Origin of the sequence: Radicibacter daui (assembly GCA_030657355.1) — a bacterium.
GTDB lineage: Bacteria > Pseudomonadota > Alphaproteobacteria > Radicibacterales > Radicibacteraceae > Radicibacter > Radicibacter daui.
Window position 1 is genome coordinate 68,859 of record CP131057.1, and the last position, 22,364, is coordinate 91,222.

The following is a 22,364-nucleotide window of genomic DNA, read 5'->3' on the forward strand; positions in this document are numbered from 1 at the left end:
CCCAGCCCGCCATCTCCTCGCTACGTTCGCAGGAGCCGGTGCCCGGCGTTAGGCCCGTCCCGGAGAAGGTGAGCCTGGCGCCGGGCGGCGCAGGTCTTGGAGGCTCAAAGGCCCTTTGCGGCGGCGGGGAGGTCGCACAGGCGCAGAGGGCCAGCGCAAGGATCGCTGCTCTGGCCGCCCGCAACCGCATCAGAACCGCTCGATTTCCAGCTGGCCGAGCTGTCGGAACCGGTAGCCCATCAGGCCCGCAGCAACCACGGTTGCGGCGAACAGGCCGATCAGCACGCCCGGAGCGCCCATTTCGAGATTGAAGGCGAACAGAACGGCGACCGGAATGCCGAAGATCCAGAAGGCGGCGAACTGGAGCAGCACGGGCCGCCAGACATCGCCGCAAGCACGGATGGCCGCTGCCAGCACCGTTTGCATGCCGTCAAAGCTGGTGAACGGGGCGATCATGACGAGGCCGAGAGCCGCAATAGGCAGCACATCGATGTCGACAGTGTAGAAACCCGCGACGGCGTCGTGGAAGATGCCGAGCATGGCGCCATAAAGGCCCATGGCGATGATGGCCATCAGGGTCGCCACCCAGCCGGCAAGGTTGCGCCCGCGTTTGTCGCGCCGGCCGATGGCGTTGCCGACGCGGATGCTGACGGCGGCTGAAAGGCCCATCGCCATCATGAAGCCGATGGTGACGGCATTCATCGCCACTTGATAGGCAGCAAGCTGCGCAGCACCCAGAGCGCCGCACATCAGCGAGGCTGCGGTAAAGGCAGAGCTTTCCATGCCCTGCGACAGCGCCATGGGATATCCCAGCGCGCGCAGCTTGCGCCCGATGTTCCAGCCGTCGCCATGCGGGCTGAAAAGCCGCAGCTTGCGGCTTGCCGGGGTCAGCAGCAGATAGGCGAGCAGCCCGAAAAACAGGAACCAGCGCACGATGGTGGTCGCCCAGGCCGCACCCGGCGCGCCAAGGGCGGGAAAGCCGAGGCGCCCGTCGATCAGCAGCAGGCTGAAGGCGAAGTTGACGATATTGGCCAGCACCATGGCGATCATGCCGGGCATCGGCCGGCCGAGCGATTCCAGAAAGAAGCTGACGACGGTGCCCATCAGCAGGGCGGGCATGCCATAGCTGAAGGCCCGCAGCACGGCCACCGCGCCGGGGATGATTTCGGGGTCCTGCCGCATGGCGGCAAGGGCTGGTCCGGCAAAATGGCTGAGGGCAATGCACAGGCAGCCGATGACGACGGCGTGGGCGAGGGTGACCCAGAAGATAAGGCCGCATTCCTCCGGCCGGCCGGCACCATCGGCCTGCGAGGTCAGCACAACCATGCCCATCAGCAGGGCCATGCCCATCAGCATCGCTGGCGCATAGAGCGACACGCCAAGGCCGAATTCGGCCAGCATCAGCCCGGAGCCCAGATGGCCGATCATCGCCACGCTGATGGTCATGAGCGTGGTATTGCCGGCGCGCGCAAGGATGACCGGTACGGCCAGTGTCGTGGTGCGGCGCAGGTGCCAGCCAAGGGTGCCGCCATCCTCCGGCAGGGGAGGTGGGGGAGCCGAAGCGTTGTTATTGCGGATTGTCGCTTCAGGCTCTTGAAGTGAACTCATGGGGTACCTAACTCAGGGATACCGGGCGCCGCAGAGCGGGCTCGGGAAGTGGTGGCGGGCCCCGGGCCATGCCGGGGGTGCGTCTCAGGACGGCCCCAAGCGCAAAGGCCAGGCTCGCCGTAGGTGATATTGCTCATTATGGAGGATATCCATGGCTAGTTTCGATCTTTCCCCACTGCTTCGTTCTTCCGTCGGTTTCGACCGCGTGTCGCGTCTCATGGATGCGGCCTTCCGTGCCGAGGATCCGGCACCGTCCTATCCGCCCTACAACATCGAGAAGCTTGGCGAAGACAACTACCGCATCGTGATGGCGGTGGCGGGCTTCACCGAGGCTGACATCGAGATCACCGCCTCCGAAAACGGCGTGATCGTCAGGGGCAAGTCGGCCGACAATAACCCCGGCGAGAAGCAGTACCTGCATCGCGGCATCGCTGCCCGTGCCTTCGAGCGCCACTTCCAGCTGGCGGATTATATCCGCGTGGATGGCGCGCGGCTCGAAAACGGCCTGCTCAGCATCGACCTGGTGCGCGAAGTGCCGGAACGGCTGAAGCCCCGCAATATCGCCATCCAGCGCGGTGAGAGCGGGAGCAGGGTGTTGCCGGCGGCGCAGGACGCGGCCAAAGCAGCAGCTTGAACGGGTCATTTCATAACGGCTCAATGACCAACCGGTGCCGGCCGAAAGGCCGGCACCGGCTTTTGTTTTTCTGCATCACCGCTCTCCTGACGGCCGCGGCACAGGCGGATGAGCCGCCCGCACCAACTGAAGTTCACCGGCTCTTTCCGGATTGCGCGCATCCTGTCGATGCGGTTGATCCGGCCATTTGTTATGGCCAGCCGTCGCGCGATGCCTACCGTGCTGTGGCGCTGACCTATATCGCGCTCCTGCGCGGCATGCTGCCGGCTGACAGGCGCAGGCTTCAAATCGACCAGGCCAACTGGATCGGGCGCATGAACCGGGAATGTACCGGCCCGGCCTATGAGCGTTCGGAAAAACTGCCCTCGCTTGCCGAGTTGTCGCTGGTCCTGCAGGCCGAATGCGTGAAGCGTGAAGCCGACAGCCGGGTTGCCTCGCTCAAACAGATCTGGGGGCCGCGTTCCACGGCCCGCCTTGCCGGCGACGAGGCGACGAAGGAGCCGCCAAAAGGGCTCGAAGAAAAACCCGACAGCGCGCTGCCCATGACCCCTGCGGGGGAGCCGCCGAAGAGCGAGTTGTCTGACCTTCTGGGCGATTTGCTCAAGAGCCAGAATGCCGGCACGGCTGCCGAAGGGCAGGAGAAGGATGGCGGGCTTCAAGCCTTGCTTGCCCCGCTGCTCCCGAAGGTGCCGGGCCTTTCCGGGCAGGCTGCGGCAACCTCCGGGGCGGACGCTGCAAAGGGCAAGGATCCTGATCGTCCGGCCGATCCGGATTTCGACAATCGCACGGCCGTCATCAAGGCCCTGCAGGAGACCGAGAGCCGGTTGGCTGCGGGCCGCGAATGGGCGCGCGGGCAGCAAGGCAAGGGCTTTGAGCTGCTGGGCCCTGCGGAATCCGCACTTTCCCAGTGCCGCCGGGCCCGCCAGGAACTGGCGCTGGTCGCACCGTCACGATATGGCGCAGCGGCAGGGCGTGAGGTCTGGTATCGCTGCCTTGCCGCCAACGAGAGCTGGCAACGCGCTCTCAGGGCTACTGCAGCAGAACACCCCTGATCAGCACATCCTGAACCGGCTCTTCCGGCAGCACCGTCTTGACCCGCAGCAACAGCTGCTTGTGCAGGGAATAGGTGGCGGCACTGCCCTGGAAATCGTCGACCGACAGGCTGCGCAGATAGGCCTGGAGAATATTGACCACGCGCGGCATTTCTTCGCTGATCTTTTCCTCGAAAGCCTTGTGTTCCGCCTCGCCCTTGAGGCCGGGATCGGTAAAGGCGATGGCCAGGCCAAGACGCACGAAGGCGGGGCGCTTGTCGTCCGATTGCAGGTTGGCCAGCACGTCCGGAACATTGGCGTAAAGCGCGGCCGGCAGGGGTTCTTCCGGTTCCGGCACAATGGCGATCTTGTGCGCCGCGGCTTCGCCTTCTGCTGTCCCTTCTTCCGGGGCGTGGCTCTTCAGCAGCAGGAAATAGGCGGCAGCGCCGCCACCGCCACCCAGCAAGAGCAGGACCAGCAACATAACGAGCATCCGCATCCGTCCCTTTTTTCGGGGGGCGGGCCGTGCTGCGTTTTGCTCCTCGTCGGACATGAAGCGCCGTTTCTCCTGCTGGGTTTTAGCTGGCTGGCCTTAGGTCAGCGCTTCATGATCTGGCCAAGATCGAGCTTTCGCGGGCCGGGGGCCACGGTTGGCCGCGGCGGCATGGTGAGCTGCTTTTCCACCGTATCCTGGCGGCGCTGGCACAGGAACGCGGCAATCGTATATTTCGCCCCGCTCACCGGCGTGGCGCCGCGATGCACATGGGTCCAGTAGGGCGGGAACAGCACGATGCGCCCCTTGCGCGGCGCGGCCTTGACCGGAATATGCTTGAACTCGGTCTCGCCACCTTCTTCCACGTCGTTCATGTAGGCGACGATGGCAAGGCAGCGCTCCATGGTGAAGGGATCGCTGTCGACATGCCAGTTGAAGCCCTGGCCGGGATTGATCTTCTCGATACGCGGGGCGGAGAAATAAAGCAGGTTCTTGGCGCCGAACGAGGCCGAGAAAGAGCCGAAGCCGGGAACCATCTCGCCATAGGAACTGATGGCCGCGCGCATCAGCCCGAACAGCTCGTTCACGAATGGCCCGTGCTCTTCCTGGATGAGGTGCAGCGTCTGGCCGCTGCGGTGCGTCTTGTCGCCGCTCGCGCTCATGCTGTCGATCACGTGCGGGCTGCCGGAATGCAGCGCGACGGCGCGATCGCAGAAATCGTCGGGCAAGGCATTGTCGAAGACGGCAACGCCACTTTCGTGGACCAGCTGGGCTTTCATCATCTCTCAGCCGCCGGAAAGCGCGAGGCTCCCTGCGGCTTCCCTCAATGGTAAGGATCGGCCGCGTCGCGCAGGCCGTCACCCAGGAAGTTGAAGGCGAGGACGGCCAGCACCACAGGAACCACAGGTAACATGAGCCAGGGGTAGAGCGCTACGACGTTGAGATTCTGGGCTTCTACCAGCAGCACACCCCAGCTGACTGCCGGCGGACGCAGGCCAAGGCCGAGGAAACTGAGCGCCGTTTCACCCAGGATCATCGAGGGGATCGAGAGCGTTGCCGAGGCGATGAGGTGGCTCATGAAATTCGGCACCAGATGGCGGTAGATGATGCGGTGCGGGCGCCCGCCCATCAGGCTTGCCGCCATGGCGAAGTCCTCCTCGCGCAGTGACAGCAGCTTGGAGCGTACGGCGCGCGCAAGGCCCGTCCAGTCCAGCAGCGCAAAGATGATGGTGATGCCGAAGAAGGTGGTGACCGGGCTCCATGTCGCCGGCAGGGCCGCCGAAAGCGCCATCCACAGCGGCAATTCGGGGAAGGACCGCAGCAACTCGATGATGCGCTGGGTGATAAGATCGGCCCAGCCGCCATAATAACCCGCAGCGCCGCCGATCAGGATGCCGAGCGTCATGCTGAGCACGATGCCGACGAGCCCGACCGTGAGCGAAACGCGGGCGCCATAGAGGATGCGGCTTAACTGGTCACGGCCCAGCCGGTCGGTGCCGAGCGGGTAGAACACACCATCCTTGGCGGGGCAGATGACGTGGAAACGGGCCTCGACCATGCCCCAGAAGCGATATTTGTCGCCCTGGCAGAAGAAGCGCACCGGATGGGGTTTGGCAGTGTTCTCGGTATAGATGCGCCGCAGCACTTCCATGTCGAGCTTGCGGTGGTCGCCATAGACGAAGGGGCCGAGAAACTCACCCTCATGGAAGAGGTGGATGCGCTGGGGCGGGGCGTAGATGTACTGGCTGTTGCGGCTGTCCGGCGCGTAGGGCGCCAGCATCTCGGCAAAAATGACGATGAAATAGAGCACCGCCAGCAGCCCGGCTGAAACCACGGCAAGCCGGTGGCGGCGGAATTTCCACCAGATGAGTTTCCATTGCGGCGCTGAATAGTAGCGCTGCTGGGCGGGGGAGAGGGCGGGCTGATAGGTGGCATCGAACGGCTCGTTGCTCACCCAGTGTCCCAGATCCTCGTCGCCGGCGGGAAGCGGCGGCTGGCTGCCTTGCGTCATCGGTGCCCCGTTCATCGGCGAAGCCCCCCTTGCAGGCGGATGCGCGGATCAAGCCAGGCCAGCATGAGGTCGGAGACCAATACGCCGAGCACAACGAGGAACGCCTCCAGCATCACGATGGTGCCGGCGAGATACATATCCTGGCTTTGCAGCGCCCGCACCAGCAGCGGCCCCAGCGTTTGCAATGACATGACGACGGCCACGAGCGAGGAGCCGGAGACGACGGACGGCAGGATGGTGCCGATATCGGCGATGAAGGGGTTCAGCGACATACGCACCGGATATTTGAGCAGCAGGCGCCAGCGCGGCAGGCCCTTGGCAAGACCGGTGACGACGTACTGCTTTTGCAACTCGTCCAGCAAATTGGCGCGCAAGCGCCGGATCATCGAGGCCGTGCCTGAAGTGCCGATGACAAGCACCGGCACTCCGAGATGGGTGAGCACCGAGCCCATCTTCGCCCAGCTCCAGGGCGCATCGATATATTCAGGCGCCATTAACCCGCCGACGGAGACCCCGAGCCAGGCATTGGCAAGCCACAATAGCACCAGCGCCAGCAGGAAGTTCGGCGTGGCAAGGCCGAGGAAACCCAGCAGCGAGAAAGTGTAGTCACCGATGCTGTACTGGTTGATCGCCGAATAGAAGGCGATAGGGAAGGAGACGATATAGATGAAGCACAGCGTGGTGAGGTTAAGCAGCACGTTGAGCGGCAACCGCTCCCCGATCACATCGAGAACCGGCTGGTTATATTCGAAGGAATAACCGAAATCGCCGTGCAGGATGCCGGAAAGCCAGAAGAAATACTGGCTGAGCACCGGCTGGTCGAGGCCGTACTCCTCCCGCATGAAGGCGACACGCTCAAGGCTCACCTGCTCGCCGGAGGCGCGCAGTTCGGAGATGTAGGTCTCCAGATAGTCGCCGGGCGGCAGCTGGATGATGATGAAGACGACGGCGCTGATGCACAGCAGCGTCGGGATCATCAGCAGCAGGCGGCGGAAGATATAGCTCAGCATGATGGGGCTTCTTCCGCTCTCATTGTGCGAACCAGACGAGATCGAGCCGGTGGATGCCGAAATGGGCCCCCGGATCCCAGTTCCACAGGGCTTCCTCCGGCACGTTGCGCAGCTTGCGGGAAACGACGATCGGCTGCGGGGCGCCGGAGATGAGGCCGATGGTGAAGACCTGATCGGTATAGAGCGAGATCATCTGGCTCCACAGCTGCCGGCGCTGGTCATGATCGGCGGTACCGATCCATTGCTGATAGAGATCGAGCAGTTTCTGTGCTTCCGGCAGATCGGGCGGGAAGCCGGCAACACCGCGCGTGGCAAAGTACTGGCCCCATTGCGGCCATTGATACTGGTCGGCCGTGGTGGGGGCGAACTCCCACGGCGGATTGCCGACCGAGGGAACGCCGTTTTCGTGGCCGGACCAGATCGACATGATGGCTTCGCCGGATTCGATGCGGCCATTGAAGATTTCGCGCTGGCTCGGCTTGATGAAGAGCTTGATGCCAAGCTGCAGCCAGTCATGCGCAATCAGCTCCAGCGCGTCCGTCTGGTCCTGCGCCTCGCCGGCGGTGTCGACAACGATCTGCATCGGCTCGCCAGTAGAAAGCAGGCGGATGCCGTCCCCGTCGCGTTTGGTGAGGCCCATTTCATCCAGCAGCGCATTGGCGGCATCGGGATCGAATTGGGTCCAGGCCTGCTGATCCTTTTCGTCGAAGAGCGGGCTTTCCGGCAGTACGGCGTCGGCGGACGGGATGCCGAGGCCGAAATAGATCACCTGATTGATCTCTTCACGGTCGATGCCCATCGACAGCGCCCGGCGGAAGCGCACGTCGCGGAACAACTCCTCCCACTCCGGATAGGCGGTGTTGAGGTTCGGCAGGAGAGCAAGCTCGGCCGAACGGCCGTCGCGCCACAGGCGCACATCATAGCCGCTCGATTTTTCCTTCTGCTTGAGGAAGGTGTAGTCGCCGAAGCTCAGATAACGGCCCTGCAGATCGGCCTCGCCGGTTGCCGTGCGGGCGGCGATCAGCGACGGGCCGGAGACGGTGAAGACGACCTTGTCGATATAGGGCAGCTGATGGCCGGCCGTGTCGATGCGGTGGAAATAGGGATTGCGGGTGAAGAGGAACCGGTCCGAGGTGCCGCGGGTGCGCAGGATCCAGGGCTGGAGGGTCGGCAGGTCGGGATTGTCCTGATATTCCGCCTTGTCGATGGAATTATAGAGCTGCGCCCAGTTGCGTTTGCCGGCGGCCGAGGCCATCGCGGCAAGCTGCGACGGATCGGTATAGGCGGCGTGGAAGTGCCGCAGATAATGGGCCGGCTGATAGATGTAGAGCGGTGCGGGGCCGGCAAGGGCCGGCAGGAAGAAGGGGTTTGGCTTCTTCCAGCTGTAGCGGACGGTCAGATCGTCCAGCACTTCGAAGGTCGGCCCTTCGCCATCCACCATGAGGTCGCGGGGCGGCCCATAGGGGGAGAGGTCCTTGTTGCCGACATAATCTTCCCAGTACCAGCGAAAGTCCTCTGCCGTGAAAGGGGCGCCGTCCGACCAGCGATGCCCGGCGCGCAAATGCAGGGTAAAGACCCGCTCACCGTCGACATCGACGGATTTCAGGATGTCCGGCACCAGATTCAGGTGTTCGTCATATCCCACCAGCCGGGCATAGCCGTAGACATTCATCTGCCTTGTGTCGCGGCTGCGGGCCATCAGCATGCGCAGCGTGCCACCGGGTTTGCCGGTATGGCGGCCCTTGAGGGCATCGACATCGGTTATCAGCGGATCGCCCGGAATACGCTCGGCAACGGGCGGCAATTTGCCGGCGGTAACTTCGAGGGCCAGAGAGGGCGTCTCCTGCATCTCCCCGGCAGCCGCGGGCAGCGCGACGCAGAGCAGCAGGGCCCCTGCTGAAAGAGCGCGCAGCGCGCCGGATATCATCGGGAGACGGAAAAGCATCATGCCTGCCCTGCCTGCGCGGGCAGACTGTCGGCGCGCGCCCGCACCAGATGGCCTTCGCCCAGCTCGATCCAGGGCAGCATCTCGTTGCCGGTGATGGTGAAGGGTTCCGGCCAGGCAGCGGGATAGGAGGCCTTGCCTTCCATCAGCGCCGAAAAATCGAGCGGACGATCCGGATCGGGATAAGGCACCGCGCTGAGGAGCGCACGCGTATAGGGGTGGGCCGGATTGCGGAACAGCTGGTCATGCGGCGCGAATTCGACGAGGCGCCCGGCGCACATCACGGCGATACGGTCGGCCATGTAATCGACGACGGCAAGATTGTGGGAGATGAAGATGTAGGTGAGGCCGAGCTGCTCCTGCAGGTCCTTCAGCAGGTTCAGGATCTGCGCCTGCACCGAGACATCGAGCGCCGAGACTGGCTCGTCGAGGATGAGCAGGTCGGGGCTGAGCGCGAGCGCGCGGGCGATGGAAATACGCTGGCGCTGCCCGCCGGAAAAACTGTGCGGATAACGCGAGAGGAAAAGCGGGTCGAGCCCGACGAGGCGCATCAGTTCTGCCACGCGCTCTTCCTGCTCGGCAGCAGTCCCGATGCGATGGATGAGCAGCGGTTCGGTCAGAATTTCGCGCACCGTCATGCGCGGGTTGAGCGCGCTGAACGGATCCTGGAAAACGAACTGGATTTGTTTTCTGAGCCGGCGCAGCTCCTCGCCCTCGACCTGCAGCAGATCCCGCTCGCCGGTGCCGTCATGGTAGCGCACCTCGCCGGTATCGGCGTCGAGCGCCCGCATAATGATCTTGCTGAGCGTGGTCTTGCCGCAGCCACTCTCCCCCACAAGGCCAAGGCATTCGCCCCGGCGCACAGTAAAGGAGACGTCATTGACGGCAAGCGGCGCTGGTTTTCCGGCGATCTTGATGCCGTAACTCTTGCTGATGCCGACTACCTTGAGGATTGGCGCCTGCTGTTCGGCTTTTGCCGCCCGGGCGGCGGCCTTGCGCTCCACCGCTTCGCGCCCCAGCAGATGGGTCGTTCCGGTCTCTACTTCACGCAGGGAGCAGAGCCGTTCACCCCGGCGCATGTCGAAATGCGGCACGGCGGCGATGAGGCCTTGAAGATAAGGGTGTTTCGGCGCGGCAAAAATCTGCCGCAGCGGCGCCGTTTCCATCACCCGGCCCTGATAGGCCACCACCACCTCGTCCGCCATGTTGGCAACGACACCAAGATCGTGGGTGATCATCAGGATCGCCATGCCGAACTCGGCCTGCAGGTCCTTGCAGAGTTTGAGGATCTGGGCCTGGATGGTGACATCCAGCGCCGTGGTCGGTTCATCCGCGATCAGCAATTGCGGGCGGCAAATAAGCGCCATGGCGATCATGGCGCGCTGGCGCAGGCCACCGGAAAGCTCGAACGGGTAGGTCTCCAGCGCCCGGGAGGGATTGGGGAAACCCACCCGCTCCAGCATGAAGCGTGCGGCTTCTCGCGCCTCTTCCTTCGAACCCGGAAAATGCAGCCGGTAGGCTTCCTCGATCTGGTTGCCGATGGTGTGGAGCGGCGACAGCGACGTCATCGGCTCCTGAAAGATCATCGCGATATTGCGGCCGCGGATCGCCAGCATCTCCGGGCTGTAGCGGGAGAGTTTTGCGATGTCGACGGGTGCGTCGGAGCCGGGCGCGCGCAGCAGGATTTCGCCCTGCCGGACGATGCCGTTCTTGGGCAGGATGCCCATGATGGCCTGGCTGACGACAGATTTACCCGAGCCGCTCTCTCCCACGAGAGCGACGGTGGTGCCCGGCCGGATGCGGAAAGAGATGCCGCGCACCGCTTCGACGAAGCCCGCCGGCGCACGGAAGCCCACGTGAAGATCGCGTACTTCCAGCAGGTTTGCCCTGCTGGAAGGCGCCGGCGTGATCGCGGCAGCCGCAGCCATAGTTCCCCTTGATTGCCCTGTTCTTGCCAGCCGTCAGGGCTTTAACGGCCGAGCGGCTAAGCTGTTCATTCTTGCGGCATAATAAAGGACGAAATGTTACCGGCGAGCAAGCGCTCAGGCAGCAAAGACATCGTGCGGCCGGCACCAGTGCAAGCCCGGCATACGGGTAAGCCGCTCCAGGAAGTCCCAGGAGGGGGCATCCATCACCAGATGGTGGGTGAGAATGCCGGTCGGCTCCAGCGGGTCGGCCAAACCGAGGCGCTTGCGTTGCAGGTGTTCGCGAAGGGCTCCAAGGGTCATCGCGTCGCCCACAAAGCCGCGGGTGCCGTGCCAGTCGATCGGGTCGACATGGGTGTTGACCTGCAGCACGCCGGGCGCCGCGTGATGCGCCGGCCGCTCCCGGTAGGTGGAAAGCGCGCGGATGCCGGTGCCGGGCAGCTCGCGCACCAGTTCTTCGCGGATACGATTCCAGGGCGGGACCAGAACGGGCAAAAATCCCGACCAGCCTTCCAGCCGGCGGCGCGCGGTTGAAAGTTCGCCGAGGGCAACTTCCAGCGGCAACCCGTCGCCAAGCTCGGCTTTCTTCTGCTTCGGCCCGGCGTGATTTTCATGCGACCAGCCATGGATCAGCACGGCGGTATCCTGCTCGCGCTCCAGCCGATGCTTCAGTTCCGGCCGTGCATCACGAGGGATGACAGCCAGCGCCTTCGGCACGGGCAGGGCAAGCAGGCGCTCCAGCGACGGGGTTACGTCGATGGCGTCATCGTCGCGCAGCCAGACCAGCGGATGCAGCCCGTCCTTGCGCCATAGCGCAATTTCCGCTGCCAGGGCATGCCACTCGGCCATGATCAGAGTATCCCGCGCACAAGGTCGGCGGAACGCCGGGCACCGTCGGTTGCCAGCGTGTGGCGCGGCGGCGGCGGGGCAGCGAGGGAAGCGGTGACGGCTTCCGCCAGCATGGACGGGGTCAGGCCTACTGGTGAAATCACCCGCACGAGGTCGCGTGCGGCCAGCAATCGGGCTCGCTGCATCTGTTCGCTCTCCCCTGCCGTCATGAACGGCACCAGCAGCGCGCGGCAACCGGCGGTCATGAGGTCAAGCACCGTATTGTAGCCGGCCTGGCTGATGGAGAGCGCCGCGCGCGCCAGCAGAGCCGGGAAGTCGGGTCGTGCCCGCTCCACAATAACATGAGCCGGGGCTGCGTCCTGCAATTGCCTGAAAGTTGCTTCGGCAAGGTTGGGCCCGGCCAGCAGGCGCCAGCGCCGGGCGCTGCCCACAAGGCGCGCCGCTTCCAGCGCAACCGCCATCAAATCCGCGCCGACACTGCCGCCGCCGATGGAGACGATAACCTCATCCTCCCCGTCCCCGGGCGGAGCGGCGAGCGTGGAGGAGGAGCCGACATAACCGGTATGGCGGATGAGGTCGGCAATGCTGGCGGCTTCGCTGAAGGAGGCGCTGAAAGGCAGCACGGCTTCATCGCCATGCACCAGCACGAGGTCATAATAACGCCGGGCAATCTCGGCCATCTGCGCGTCGCGGCCGGGTTTGTTCTTGGCCACCAGCAGGTCGCGCACGGAAGAGACAATGCGGGGGCGCCATTCGGCCTGCCTCGCGCGCTCCAGCAGCGGCAGCAATTCCTTGCGGAACGGCCGGCGGCCGAAGGGAAACATCTCCGTCAGCAAGACATCGGGGCGCCTCGCGTCGAAGGTGTCCAGTAACTGCGCCCGGCGCTTTTCCCACCAAGCGTCGGTGACAGGGTTGCCGGCTTCGTCCAGCAGCGCGGAAAAATTTTCGTCGGCGGTGCGGCAGGGCGGCAGCTGCACCGTGGTGCAGCCGGGAAAAGCAACGCCCGGCACGGGTTCGCCGCCCAAAAGGACGGTGACCTCGAACCCGTCACCGGCAAAAGCGACGGCCAGGGCTTCGGCGCGCTTGATGTGGCCGATGCCCAGCAGGTGCTGGACATAAAGCAGCAGGCGGGGCGCTTTACTCACAGATCGTCTCCGCCGTCCGTCAGCGGCATGTCGAGTTCAATGACGGAAAGCGTGCCGTCCTCATCAAGGCGCAGCCATTGGCCGGTGCCATGCGGGGCCTTGCTGGGAGCTTTGCCCAGCATCGGCCAGTCGGTGGCGAGGGCAAGGGCGGCGCGGATGACGCCCTTGTGGGTCACGGCGACATAGGGCGAGGGTTCATAGTCCAGCGTCTGCAGCCATTCCTTGAGGCGGGCCATCACCTCGCGCGGGCTTTCACCGCCCTCAGGCCGGAAATCGATACCCCGGTCTTCGTTTCGGGTGAGGCTCGCGCCGAGTTCCTGGCGCAGATCGGGCAGTTTGCGCCCTTCCCAGTCGCCCCAGTCCATTTCGGTGAGGGCGGGTTCGATATCGGGCTCCGCTCCCATCAGACGTGCCGTTTCAATGCAGCGCGACAGCGGGCTTGCGATCCACGTCGCCTCGCCGAACTCCAGCGGTGCCCGCCAGCGGCCGGCCTGGACGCGGCCGGCGGCGGAGAGCGGAATATCGGTCTGGCCTTGCAGGCGGCCCTCATCATTCCAGGCTGTCGGGGCGTGGCGGATGAAAAGCAGATCGATCATGGATGGGCCGCCCCTTTGTTCCCTGCCTCCTCCGGCGCCCGCGCCGTGCGCACGATACGGTCCAGAAGCCGGCTGGCTCCGGCAATATCATGGTGTGCTGCCGTTGACTGCAAGGCTCTATCGCTCATCGCCCGGCGCCGCGCGCCATCGGCCAGCAACGGGCCGAGCCGGGCGGCAAAATCACCGGCATCTCCACCGGCAGCGAGCAGGCCGGTTTCGCCATCCCGCACAATGTCCGGCACGCCCAGAATGCGTCCGGCAACGACGGGCAAACCCGCCGATTGCGCTTCAAGCAGGGCCATGCCGTAAGCCTCATTGATGGCGGGCCAGACCATGATGTCGGCAGCGGCATAAAGGCCGGCAAGCTCCTCCCGCTCCAGCCGGCCGACCCAGCGGCAACGGTCGGCAACCGGAGAAAGAGCAGCCTTTACGGCAGCTTCTGCCGGCCCATACCCGGCGACGAGCAATTGCCAGTCATGCCCGGCAAGGCGGGAGAGGGCATCGCCCAGCACCCGGTAGGAGGCCAGCTTGTCGCCTTCCCGGAACATGCCGACAGCCAGCAGCCACGGCTTGTTCGTGTCGAGGGACAGGCGGCGTGACCAGTCCTCACGATGGCCGGGGCGGTCGGCAGCGGCCTGCCGGAAGGGTGTTGTCTCCAGAAAGGGCCTTACGGCCACAAGCCGCTCCGGTGCCTCCAGCAGCGGGCGCACGCAGTCGGCATCGGCGCTGCTGAGGCCGACCAGCGCATCGGCTGCGCGGATGGCGTCTGCCGCGGCCCGATGGCCGAGGTCCCAGCGCCCGCCGGACTGCTTGGGGGCATAACTCGCCTCCGCCACGACATAGGGAATGCCGAGCGTCCGGCAGACGGCAGGGCCGATCCAGTCCGGGGCCTTGTGATAGAGGTGGTAGGTGAACCAGAGGTCGGGCGGATTGGCCCGCAGGCGCGCGGCGAGCTTGCCGGCAAGCCAGAGGCCGGCCTTGCGGCGGCGTTCCTGAAGCGCGGCGTCGCCGGCCTTGTCGTGGCTGCGAAAGCGGCAGGCGAGCGTGACCCCATGCCCCGCTATCTCCAGCGCCTGCATCAGCAGGCGCGCCACCAGCCGGTCGCCGGAGGGCACCGGATGATCCGGCGGCTTCATCGGGGCATAGAAGGCGATCTTCATGGGACCGGTCTGCCGAAGAGAGTGAGCAGGGGCTTGAGGCAGGCATCGGCGCTGAAGCGCTCCCGCAGGCGCTTGTTGCCGGCGGCGCCAAAGGCAACTCGCAAGGCCGGGTCACGGATCAGGCGCTCCAGAGCGGCAGCGAGAGCCGCCGGGTCTTCCGATGGCACCAGCAACCCGCTCTCGCCCTCGACTATAAATTCCGGAATGGCGGAGACGGCGGTTGATACAACGGGCAGCCGCTGGCTCTGGGCTTCCATCAGCACATTGGGCAGGCCGTCGCGGTCACCATTGCCGGTGATGCGGCTGGCCAGCGTGAAGAGGTCGGCCCGGCGCAGCGCGGCCAGTACGGCGTCCTGGCTGTCCGAGCCGCGCCAGTCGATACGGGCAGCGATGCCGAGCTGTTCAGCCTTGGCCTTGAGGCCCGGCAGCAGCGGGCCGCCGCCGATATGGGTGAAGTGCCAATCGAGCGCTGCCGGCAGCCGGGCGAGGGCAGCCAGCAGGATGTCATAACCCTTCTTTTCCACCGCCCGGCCGACAGAGAGCAGTTGCACCGGTCCGTCTGCCCCGTCGCTGCCGGCAAGGCGCGGGCCGGGATCAGCAAAGCGGGCAAGATCGAGCCCATGATAGAGCAGGTGAACCTTGGCGGGATCCTTGGCAAGGCCGCGCAGATGGTCGGCGTTGGCGGCGGTGCAGGTAACGAGCCAGTTGCAGTCGGCCAGTTTTTCCCGCTTCTCCCACTCCGGGATGGTCCAGATGTCCTTGGCGTGGGCGGAGATGCTGTAGGGCAGGCCGCGCATCATCGCCGCATAACGGGCAACCGAGGCCGGCGTGTGCAGGAAGTGGGCGTAAAGGCGCGTTACCTCCGGTGGCAACTCCGCTGCCAGCACCAGTGCCTGACCAAAACGGCGCCCCCGGTTGGAGGTGCGGTCCCGCCAGAAATCCCTGACCCACTGGCAAAGCGCCCTGCGATATCCCGGTAGCCGGCGAGCATGCCACCAGCCGGCAAGCACCCGCAGCGGCTCCTGATAGAGATATTCCGGCAGGTAGGAGACCGGGGCGGTGATCTGCTCGTGGATCGGGTGGCGTTTCTTGTCCGTCGGGTGGCGCAGCGAGATGAAGCGCAGGTCCATCCCGGCCTGCTGCAGACCCAGAAGCTCTTGCGCAATAAAGGTTTCCGACAGGCGCGGATAACCCTTGAGGACAACACCGATCACTTGCGGCGTGGGTACGGTGGTCTCGGGCGTCATGCGGCTCTGGTCTCTTGTCCCGGTCAATTTTGTCAGCTTGCGCCTGGCAGGGCTTTGGAGTCTGGTTGGGGCGGACAACAGCAACAATGACCGGTCTCGTCAATGAGCAGGCTCGACAGTTTTATCCGCCGGATGATGGCACAGCGCGATTGCCTTGATTATGCAGCCGGGGCGATTGCGGACATGCCCGGCCCGGTGCTTGAGATCGGGCTTGGCAACGGGCGCACCTTCGACCATTTGCGGGGCCGCCTGCCGGAGCGGGAGATTTTTGTCTTCGACCGCCAGATCAACGCCCATCCCGCCTGCATTCCGGATAGCGAGCACATGCTGCTAGGCGAGGTGGAGGTGCAGCTGCCGCAGCTCACGGCCCGCCTCGGGCCGGTAGCGGCGCTGGCGCATGTCGATATCGGCTCGGGCGATGCGGCAGCCAACAAGGCGCTCGCGGCGCGCCTTTCCCCGCTCGTGGATGCCGCCATGCGCAAGGGCGGGATCATTCTTTGCGATCAGGATCTCGCCATGGCGAACTGGACACCGCTGCCCCTGCCGCCGGGCGTCGCACCTGGCCGCTACAATATCATGCGCAAGGATTGAGGATCGGGGCGTGAAAGCGCAGAGGCGGCCTTTTCAGGCCGCGTGCTCCATCAGGCAGTTGCCGACAAAATTGTTGATGTTCTCAAGGCCTGCCAGCAGGCCCGGGATACCGGCGGCCGATGGCGGCTTGCCCTCGCGGAACAGGGTCTTGAGGGCGGTGACCATCGCTTGCGGATGGCGCAGCCCGTCATCCTCCAGCATGCGCAGCATGCCCAGCTCCTGCGCGCGGCGGGCGCGGATATACTGCTCCTTGCGCGGCGTGGTGCGGGGCACGATGACGGCCGGTTTGTCGAAGGACAGGATCTCGCAGAAGGTGTTGTAGCCGCCCATGGCGATCATGCCGCGGCAGCCCTCGATCAACGCCTCGGGGTAACTGTCGAAGGTGATGATGTCGAGCGCCGGAATACGGGCGGCCCGCTCCATGAAATCGGCCTGCGCATGGGACGGCATGAAGGGGCCGAGCACGATAAGCGAGCGGAAATCGACGCTGCGGTCAAACTCGTAGGCGCTGATCACCCAGTCGATGAGCTCAATGCCGTCGCCGCCGCCACCGGGCGTGACCAGCAGATAGGGCTCATCCGGGCGCTGGATGGTGGTGGGCGACATCACGGCCGGCAGCTGGCGGCGCAGATAGCCGGTGTAGCGCATCTTGCGCACCACGTCCTCCGGCACATCGAGGCCTGTCAGCGGCTCGTAGAAGCTGCGGGTGCCATAGACCCAGATGTCGTCATAGAGGTCGCGCAGGACGGGCATGACCTCCTTGCGCTCCCATTCCGGCTCCAGCAGGTCCGGATCGTCCATCACGTCGCGGATGCCGAGCACGAGGCGGCAGCCCCGGCGCTTGAGCATGGAGAGGGTGGATTTGATCTCCCCGCGCAGGCCGAGCGGCTCCTTGTCCACGATCAGCATGTCGGGATCGAAGATCTGCGCCGTGTGGCGGATGATCTCGCGGCGCATGCGCAGCGTCTCGCGGGTGTCGATATGCAGCTTGAGCGAGGTGTACTCGCCATTGCGCAGCTTGATGACGCCCGGAATACGCACGAAATCGACGCGCGACTTGAAATCATAGCTGCCGATGATCGGCGAGCCGGAGATGATCAGCACCGAGAGGTCGCGGTGAGTGTCCACCAGCGAGTGGGCAATCTCGCGGCAACGTCGCAGATGTCCCAGCCCGAAAGAGTCGTGGCTGTACATCAGGATGCGATGGTGATTACGCGGTGCGGCCGGCATTGCTGCTTTCTGGTTCTCGGCCGCGAGGAAGCGGCAGCAAAATATTCTAATACCCTAAAACTGCCGCCCCAAAACGGGGAGGTCAATGGCAGTGATGCCCACCCCTTGCCACAAAGTTCTGGTGCGGGGCGTGGTTTTTGAAGGAAAATGCCCTTAAGTTACAAGCGTTAAAGGCGTGCCGGGGCACGCGGCAACGAGGTGGGGCAGAGCCGATGAGCCGGGTTACGTCCATTGACGGCGTGAAACTGCATGAAACCGCTTGGGTGGATGCGCCGGCAAGCATCGGCAACGGGACGGCCATCTGGCACTATTCCCACATCCTGGGCGACGCCGTGATCGGCGAAGGCTGCATTATCGGCCAGAATGTGATGATCGGCCGCGGCGTCAGTGTCGGGAACCGCTGCAAAATCCAGAACAATGTCTCTGTCTATGAAGGGGTAACGCTGGAGGATGGTGTCTTCTGCGGCCCGTCCTGCGTCTTCACCAATGTGATGAATCCTCGCGCCGAGGTGGAACGGAAAAATGAATTCCGCCCGACTCTGGTGAAGCGCGGCGCCAGCATCGGCGCCAACGCCACCATCGTGCCGGGCGTGACCATCGGTGCTTACGCCTTCATCGGCGCCGGGGCGGTGGTGACTCGCGACGTGCCGGCCCATGCGGTGATGACTGGCGTGCCGGCCCGCCGCACCGCCTGGATGAGCCGGTACGGCGAGCTGCTGGGCGAGGACCTGACCTGCCCGGCAACCGGAGAGAAATACCGCTTGGGAGAAACCGGCGGGCTCGAAACGGTGGCGTGAGCCGCCGGGCCTCCAAATCCTCAATCCGGGATAAAGACGATACGGCCATCGCCGGTATCGCTGTTCCAGACCGTCTCGATCTGGCTGAGCGGGACGCGTTGCAGGTCGAGGCTGAGGCCGGCGGCCGGGGCGGCGGCCAGCATCTCACCGGTAGCGGTCACCAGTTGATCCAGCGGAATGCTGCCAATACCGCTGCCCATGAGCACGATGGCCGTCGAGCGCAGCACCGCGCCGGGCAGGGTGATCTCGCCGCCGCTGACGCTGCCGATCTCGACATAGCGCAGGGGCGCGCCATCGGCCCCGGCACGGGCCGCCGCCGTCAGTACCAGTTCGGCGCTGCGGCCCCAGAGATAATCGAGCACGATATCGACCCCGCCCGAAAAAACCTCCATCAGCTGCTTCTGAAGTGCCTCTTCCGGCTGGGTGAGGGAGATCGTTACACCCGCGCCCTCTGCCGCAAGGCTGGTGAGTACGGCCGGATTGCGCCCGGTGGCAATCACCTTGCGGGCGCCCAGATGCCGGGCGATCCGCACGGCAAGCTGGCCGGCGGCACCGGTTGCCCCGTTGATAAAGACCGTTTCTCCGGCAACCAGTCGGGCCCGCAATGTCAGTGCGGCCCAGGAGGACATGCCGGGATTGGCGATGGCTGCGGCCATGGCATCGTCAAGCGCCTCCGGTAGCGGCAGACAGCGCGCCAGCGGCACGGCAGTCCGTTCGGCAAAGCTGCCGCCTGGTGGCGTTGGCAGAACAAAATAGACCCGCCTGCCATCCTCCAGCCGCCCGGCGCCATCGATGCCGGCAATGAAGGGAAACTGGCCGGAGGCGCTGTAATGCCGGCCGGAAGCGCGGCCGCGGGCAAGCTGGCTGAGGGCCGAGGCGTTGATATGGACCAGAGCTTCGCCTTCCTGCGGCGCGGGTTCGGCGCAATCGGCATAGGTCGGGCTTTGCCCGGCCGCGTGGACAAGGGCTGCTTTCATGATTTTTTGTTCCTGAGGAGGGGAGAGGGGTGTCGGTCAGTCCGGCAGAAAAACCAGCCCGAGCAGGCGGTTTTCGTCGACGCCGTGGAGCGCGGAGAGTTGGCGGAGGGTCTCCTGACCTTCCGCCGGAATATTTTGGGCATGCAGCCGGTCAAGCAGGGTCCGGAAGTCCTGCCCGGAGACGGCGGCGAGGGACGAGAGCGGGGCGCTTATCAGCGCCTCCTCAATGGGGCGTTCCAGCTGCGGACCGGTAATCAGACCCCAGGAGAACAGCGCAGCCATGACAATGGCGCCTGCTCCCAGCAGGGCGGCTTTGCCCGAGCGGGAGGCGAGATGCCGCTTGAAGGGCTTGAGGTTCGCGACGATGTGGCCGCCGGCGCCGAAGAGGAAAAGCCAGGACAGCCATTGGTGCGCCACAACGACCAGCCCCCGGTCCAGTTCGAAGAACATCAGGACCCCGGTGAGCGACATCAGAAGAAAGGCGCCGATGGTGAGCGGCGTGGCCCAGTTGCGCAGGGCAAGCGTGGAAGCAGTCATGACGCACCTTTCGAAGGAGCGATATATGTGTATGATACACATATCTCCGATCTGGAAATGGCGTCAATGAAAAACGTGCAAAATACACATATTGAGGAACAGCTCCGCGATATTCATCGCTCTGTGCTGGACGTGGTGGCGGTGATGAACCGGCCGCAGCGGGACGAGGAACTGATCCGGGAGGCCGGAATCTCGCTGGACCGGGCGCTGTTTCCGCTGCTGGTGGGGATCGAGCGTCTGGGTCCGATCGGAGTCGTTGATCTGGCGGATCGCGCCGGGCGCGATTACACGACCGTCAGCCGGCAGGTCGCCAAACTGGAGAGTCTCGGCCTTGTCGAGCGGCGCGCCAGCGTGGCTGACCGGCGGGTGCGCGAGGCGGTGATCAGCCCGGCGGGGCGGGCGATGACCGCCCGGATCGATGCCGCCCGTGAGCGCCTTGGCCGGCAGATCTTCCAGTCCTGGGAACCGGCGGAACTGGCCGACTTGACGCGTCTGCTGCGCAAATTCGCCGACGCCTTGGTGAAAGGGCCGGGGGAGCGCGCGTGAGGGCATTGCCTAACTTGCAAGCCGCAACGCGGGCCAGAGGTTGAGCCAGCCTTTGCTGCGGACCCGTTCGTCAAAGATCCGCTGTTTGCCGCTGAGGGTGAAATGCGGGGTCGGGCGCAGAAGGCCTTGGAAGAGATCGCCGAGGCCGAAGGGCGCCAGAATATCGAGGTTGCTGCCGATGAGCCGCACAGCGACAGCGGTCGCTGTCTCCGGCCAGTGACGAAGGGCATCGGCGCAATCGGTATAGGGCGCATCGCCGTTTGTCAGGTGCATGCGGGCCTGGTTCTTGACGGACCAGTTCTGGCCGGGGGCGGTACGGGAAAGTTCCGCTTCGAGGGCGCTCTCCGTTTTCTTGTCTGTCCGTCCGGCATCGAACCAGATGACATCGATGTCGGTGACGTCTTGCGAGAGTGGGCGGCCGTGCAGATGGTCCCAGACCGCGTTGCGGATGAGCCCGGCGCCAATCCAGCAGTTGGGCAGGGGCAGCGCCTCCACTTGACGCAGCAGCCCGAGGCGAAACGGGTCGGCCAGCAGTAACTCGCGAAGCCGGGCAAAGAGCGCGCGGTCTTCCGCCCTTTCCGGAGAGAGAAGACAGAGGGCCTGGGTATCAGCCACCCAGTGCCAGCCCGATCGCCTTGTCGAGTTCGGCCTTGCGCTTTTCCAGCTCTTCAATGCGAGCCTGCCTCGCTGCAATCTCGGGACCGTTAGTGCTATTGTTCTGGTCGGCCTGAGTTTGCAGGTCAAGTTTCGCAAGTTCGCGATTTATGGCATCAGATTGGCTCTTCAATTTGGCGTATTGTTCCTGGGATAGCTTTTTCTGCGCCAGCGCCGAGGCGAGATCCCGATTGGCCTTTTTCAGCTGATCCTGGGCTGCTGTGATACGCTTTTCGTTGCGTTCGATATCACGCTCCAGTGACAAGCGCTGATCTTCGAGGTTCTGGTTAGCGGCCACTGCTGCGTTATAGTTGCTCTGTGCCTGAGCCACGCGCTGTTGGGGACCACCCGCGACGAGGTCAGCCTTCTGATCCAGATAGGTCGCGCAAGCGGTCGCGCCGAGTGAGGCGACGAGTATCAAAGAGATGCCATACTTAGCCGACACGCGTGATCTCCAAAGCTGAATTGAGGCTTGAAACGTTGGATTCAAGAGCTTTGACCTGCTTTTCAAGCTCTGCGATCTGGGCGTCCATCTCCTTGGTGTCTGCCCCGTTAGCTTTCATTTTCGCGGCGGCCTGCTGATAGGTGTTACGTTTCTTGATACTGGTCTCCAGCGTATCCTGAAGCAGCTTCTGGTTTTCCTTGACGAGGCGAACCGTTTCATTTGCCTCGGCTGTTGTCATTTTTTTGGCATCAAGTTCGGCCCTCATCTTTTCAAGGCGATCCCTGCTGTCTTCCAACACTTCGTTGGAGCTATCCACAAGTTGCTGAAGACGATCGGTGTCCTTCTTGACATCCGCTGTCATCGCCTCGATCTGGCGAACCTTGTTGTTGCCCGCTTCCTGTGCCTTGGCCGTCATGTATCCATCAACACCGCCGAGGACACCGCCTGCAGCAGCACCGACCATCGCCCCCGTGGCAATAGCTTGTCCCCGATTATTGCTGTTTGAGGTCGCGCCGATCAGAGCGCCCAGCACAGCACCAATCAAGGCGCCGGTAACGGCGCCGCCGGCGACTGTTTCGTTGAAAGTTTTCGCCTCGTCGCGCAGCGCCTGCTCTGCTGGCGTCAGCGGAGGTTTCTGGGTCGTCTGCAACGTCTGACAGCCTGTAAGGCACAGCGCGCCTGTCAGCGTCAATGTGATGGTCTTACTGCGTAATAATCCCATGCCCATCCGCTTTTTCCCGGCTTTGTTCTTCCACAGAACTCAATTTTTTTGGTGAGCTGAATAACACACTATTTTGTACAACAGATAAAAGACTAAAAACGCAGCCACGGTCCTTTTAATGGTTGATGGCGCTTCCGACTCGCCGCAGTTGTGGCTTTTTGCCTGCCATGCGGTCCCGCCCGCAAGGGTGCAGGATATGCATTGTCACGAAA

Annotated in this window: 23 protein-coding genes; 5 read left to right on the forward strand and 18 right to left on the reverse strand. The window is 64.2% G+C overall.

Going from position 1 to position 22,364, the window contains the following annotated elements:
• Positions 1-189 precede the first annotated feature (189 nt).
• The gene (locus QTL98_RS20150) at positions 190-1,608 is read right to left on the reverse strand and encodes an MATE family efflux transporter (RefSeq protein WP_445682615.1); all 1,419 of its coding nucleotides are present in this window, start codon (positions 1,606-1,608) and stop codon (positions 190-192) included.
• 151 nt (positions 1,609-1,759) lie between these two features.
• Between QTL98_RS20150 and QTL98_RS20155 the strand changes: the two genes are divergently transcribed.
• Positions 1,760-2,242, forward strand: a complete 483-nt coding sequence (locus QTL98_RS20155) for an Hsp20 family protein (protein WP_445682616.1) — start codon at positions 1,760-1,762, stop codon at positions 2,240-2,242.
• A 62-nt stretch (positions 2,243-2,304) separates the two neighbouring features.
• The gene (locus tag QTL98_RS20160) at positions 2,305-3,294 is read left to right on the forward strand and encodes a hypothetical protein (protein WP_445682617.1); all 990 of its coding nucleotides are present in this window, start codon (positions 2,305-2,307) and stop codon (positions 3,292-3,294) included.
• Here the strand turns inward: QTL98_RS20160 and QTL98_RS20165 are convergent.
• The 11 genes from QTL98_RS20165 to QTL98_RS20215 form a co-directional block, all read right to left on the reverse strand.
• Positions 3,272-3,772: a flagellar basal body-associated FliL family protein gene (locus QTL98_RS20165; RefSeq protein WP_445682618.1), complete on the reverse strand. Its 501-nt coding sequence runs from the start codon at positions 3,770-3,772 to the stop codon at positions 3,272-3,274. The genes QTL98_RS20160 and QTL98_RS20165 overlap by 23 nt on opposite strands.
• Before the next feature lie 98 nt (positions 3,773-3,870).
• Positions 3,871-4,548 (reverse strand): 2OG-Fe(II) oxygenase family protein, encoded by a 678-nt coding sequence (locus QTL98_RS20170; protein WP_445682619.1) that lies wholly within the window; start codon positions 4,546-4,548, stop codon positions 3,871-3,873.
• A gap of 41 nt (positions 4,549-4,589) precedes the next feature.
• Positions 4,590-5,792, reverse strand: coding sequence for an ABC transporter permease (locus QTL98_RS20175; protein WP_445682620.1), 1,203 nt, complete (start codon positions 5,790-5,792; stop codon positions 4,590-4,592).
• Positions 5,789-6,787: an ABC transporter permease gene (locus tag QTL98_RS20180; RefSeq protein WP_445682621.1), complete on the reverse strand. Its 999-nt coding sequence runs from the start codon at positions 6,785-6,787 to the stop codon at positions 5,789-5,791. The genes QTL98_RS20175 and QTL98_RS20180 overlap by 4 nt, the downstream gene beginning before the upstream one ends.
• Positions 6,788-6,806: 19 nt before the next feature.
• Entirely contained in the window at positions 6,807-8,735 is a 1,929-nt protein-coding gene (locus tag QTL98_RS20185) for an ABC transporter substrate-binding protein (RefSeq protein WP_445682622.1), read from the reverse strand.
• Complete coding sequence (locus tag QTL98_RS20190; RefSeq protein ID WP_445682623.1) at positions 8,732-10,660, reverse strand: ABC transporter ATP-binding protein; 1,929 nt, start codon at positions 10,658-10,660, stop codon at positions 8,732-8,734. Before QTL98_RS20190 ends, QTL98_RS20185 begins: the two co-directional genes overlap by 4 nt.
• A gap of 114 nt (positions 10,661-10,774) precedes the next feature.
• Entirely contained in the window at positions 10,775-11,506 is a 732-nt protein-coding gene (locus QTL98_RS20195; protein WP_445682624.1) for a polysaccharide deacetylase family protein, read from the reverse strand.
• Positions 11,507-11,508: 2 nt separating this feature from the next.
• Positions 11,509-12,651, reverse strand: coding sequence for a glycosyltransferase family protein (locus QTL98_RS20200; protein WP_445682625.1), 1,143 nt, complete (start codon positions 12,649-12,651; stop codon positions 11,509-11,511).
• A complete protein-coding gene (locus QTL98_RS20205) occupies positions 12,648-13,247 on the reverse strand; it encodes a histidine phosphatase family protein (protein WP_445682626.1) in 600 nt (199 codons plus the stop codon). The genes QTL98_RS20200 and QTL98_RS20205 overlap by 4 nt, the downstream gene beginning before the upstream one ends.
• Entirely contained in the window at positions 13,244-14,407 is a 1,164-nt protein-coding gene (locus QTL98_RS20210) for a glycosyltransferase family 4 protein (RefSeq protein WP_445682627.1), read from the reverse strand. The genes QTL98_RS20205 and QTL98_RS20210 overlap by 4 nt, the downstream gene beginning before the upstream one ends.
• Positions 14,404-15,654 (reverse strand): glycosyltransferase, encoded by a 1,251-nt coding sequence (locus QTL98_RS20215; RefSeq protein ID WP_445682628.1) that lies wholly within the window; start codon positions 15,652-15,654, stop codon positions 14,404-14,406. Before QTL98_RS20215 ends, QTL98_RS20210 begins: the two co-directional genes overlap by 4 nt.
• A 102-nt stretch (positions 15,655-15,756) precedes the next feature.
• On the opposite strand from QTL98_RS20215, the gene QTL98_RS20220 reads away from it, so the two are divergent.
• The gene (locus QTL98_RS20220) at positions 15,757-16,245 is read left to right on the forward strand and encodes a class I SAM-dependent methyltransferase (protein ID WP_445682629.1); all 489 of its coding nucleotides are present in this window, start codon (positions 15,757-15,759) and stop codon (positions 16,243-16,245) included.
• A 33-nt stretch (positions 16,246-16,278) separates the two neighbouring features.
• Here the strand turns inward: QTL98_RS20220 and QTL98_RS20225 are convergent, their stop codons facing one another.
• Positions 16,279-17,475, reverse strand: coding sequence for a glycosyltransferase family protein (locus QTL98_RS20225; RefSeq protein ID WP_445682630.1), 1,197 nt, complete (start codon positions 17,473-17,475; stop codon positions 16,279-16,281).
• A gap of 212 nt (positions 17,476-17,687) precedes the next feature.
• On the opposite strand from QTL98_RS20225, the gene QTL98_RS20230 reads away from it, so the two are divergent.
• Positions 17,688-18,272, forward strand: a complete 585-nt coding sequence (locus QTL98_RS20230; protein ID WP_445682631.1) for an acyltransferase — start codon at positions 17,688-17,690, stop codon at positions 18,270-18,272.
• A gap of 20 nt (positions 18,273-18,292) precedes the next feature.
• On the opposite strand, the gene QTL98_RS20235 is transcribed toward QTL98_RS20230, so the two are convergent.
• The gene (locus QTL98_RS20235) at positions 18,293-19,249 is read right to left on the reverse strand and encodes a quinone oxidoreductase family protein (RefSeq protein WP_445682632.1); all 957 of its coding nucleotides are present in this window, start codon (positions 19,247-19,249) and stop codon (positions 18,293-18,295) included.
• A gap of 36 nt (positions 19,250-19,285) precedes the next feature.
• Complete coding sequence (locus tag QTL98_RS20240; protein WP_445682633.1) at positions 19,286-19,786, reverse strand: hypothetical protein; 501 nt, start codon at positions 19,784-19,786, stop codon at positions 19,286-19,288.
• A 57-nt stretch (positions 19,787-19,843) separates the two neighbouring features.
• Between QTL98_RS20240 and QTL98_RS20245 the strand changes: the two genes are divergently transcribed.
• The gene (locus QTL98_RS20245) at positions 19,844-20,332 is read left to right on the forward strand and encodes a MarR family winged helix-turn-helix transcriptional regulator (RefSeq protein WP_445682928.1); all 489 of its coding nucleotides are present in this window, start codon (positions 19,844-19,846) and stop codon (positions 20,330-20,332) included.
• Between the two features lie 9 nt (positions 20,333-20,341).
• Here QTL98_RS20245 and QTL98_RS20250 read toward each other — a convergent pair whose 3' ends face one another.
• The 3 genes from QTL98_RS20250 to QTL98_RS20260 are packed head-to-tail and all read right to left on the reverse strand — an operon-like array spanning position 20,342 to position 22,158.
• A complete protein-coding gene (locus tag QTL98_RS20250) occupies positions 20,342-20,947 on the reverse strand; it encodes a nucleotidyltransferase family protein (protein WP_445682634.1) in 606 nt (201 codons plus the stop codon).
• Positions 20,940-21,431, reverse strand: a complete 492-nt coding sequence (locus QTL98_RS20255) for a hypothetical protein (RefSeq protein WP_445682635.1) — start codon at positions 21,429-21,431, stop codon at positions 20,940-20,942. Before QTL98_RS20255 ends, QTL98_RS20250 begins: the two co-directional genes overlap by 8 nt.
• Positions 21,421-22,158, reverse strand: coding sequence for a glycine zipper family protein (locus tag QTL98_RS20260; RefSeq protein ID WP_445682636.1), 738 nt, complete (start codon positions 22,156-22,158; stop codon positions 21,421-21,423). Before QTL98_RS20260 ends, QTL98_RS20255 begins: the two co-directional genes overlap by 11 nt.
• Positions 22,159-22,364 lie beyond the last annotated feature (206 nt).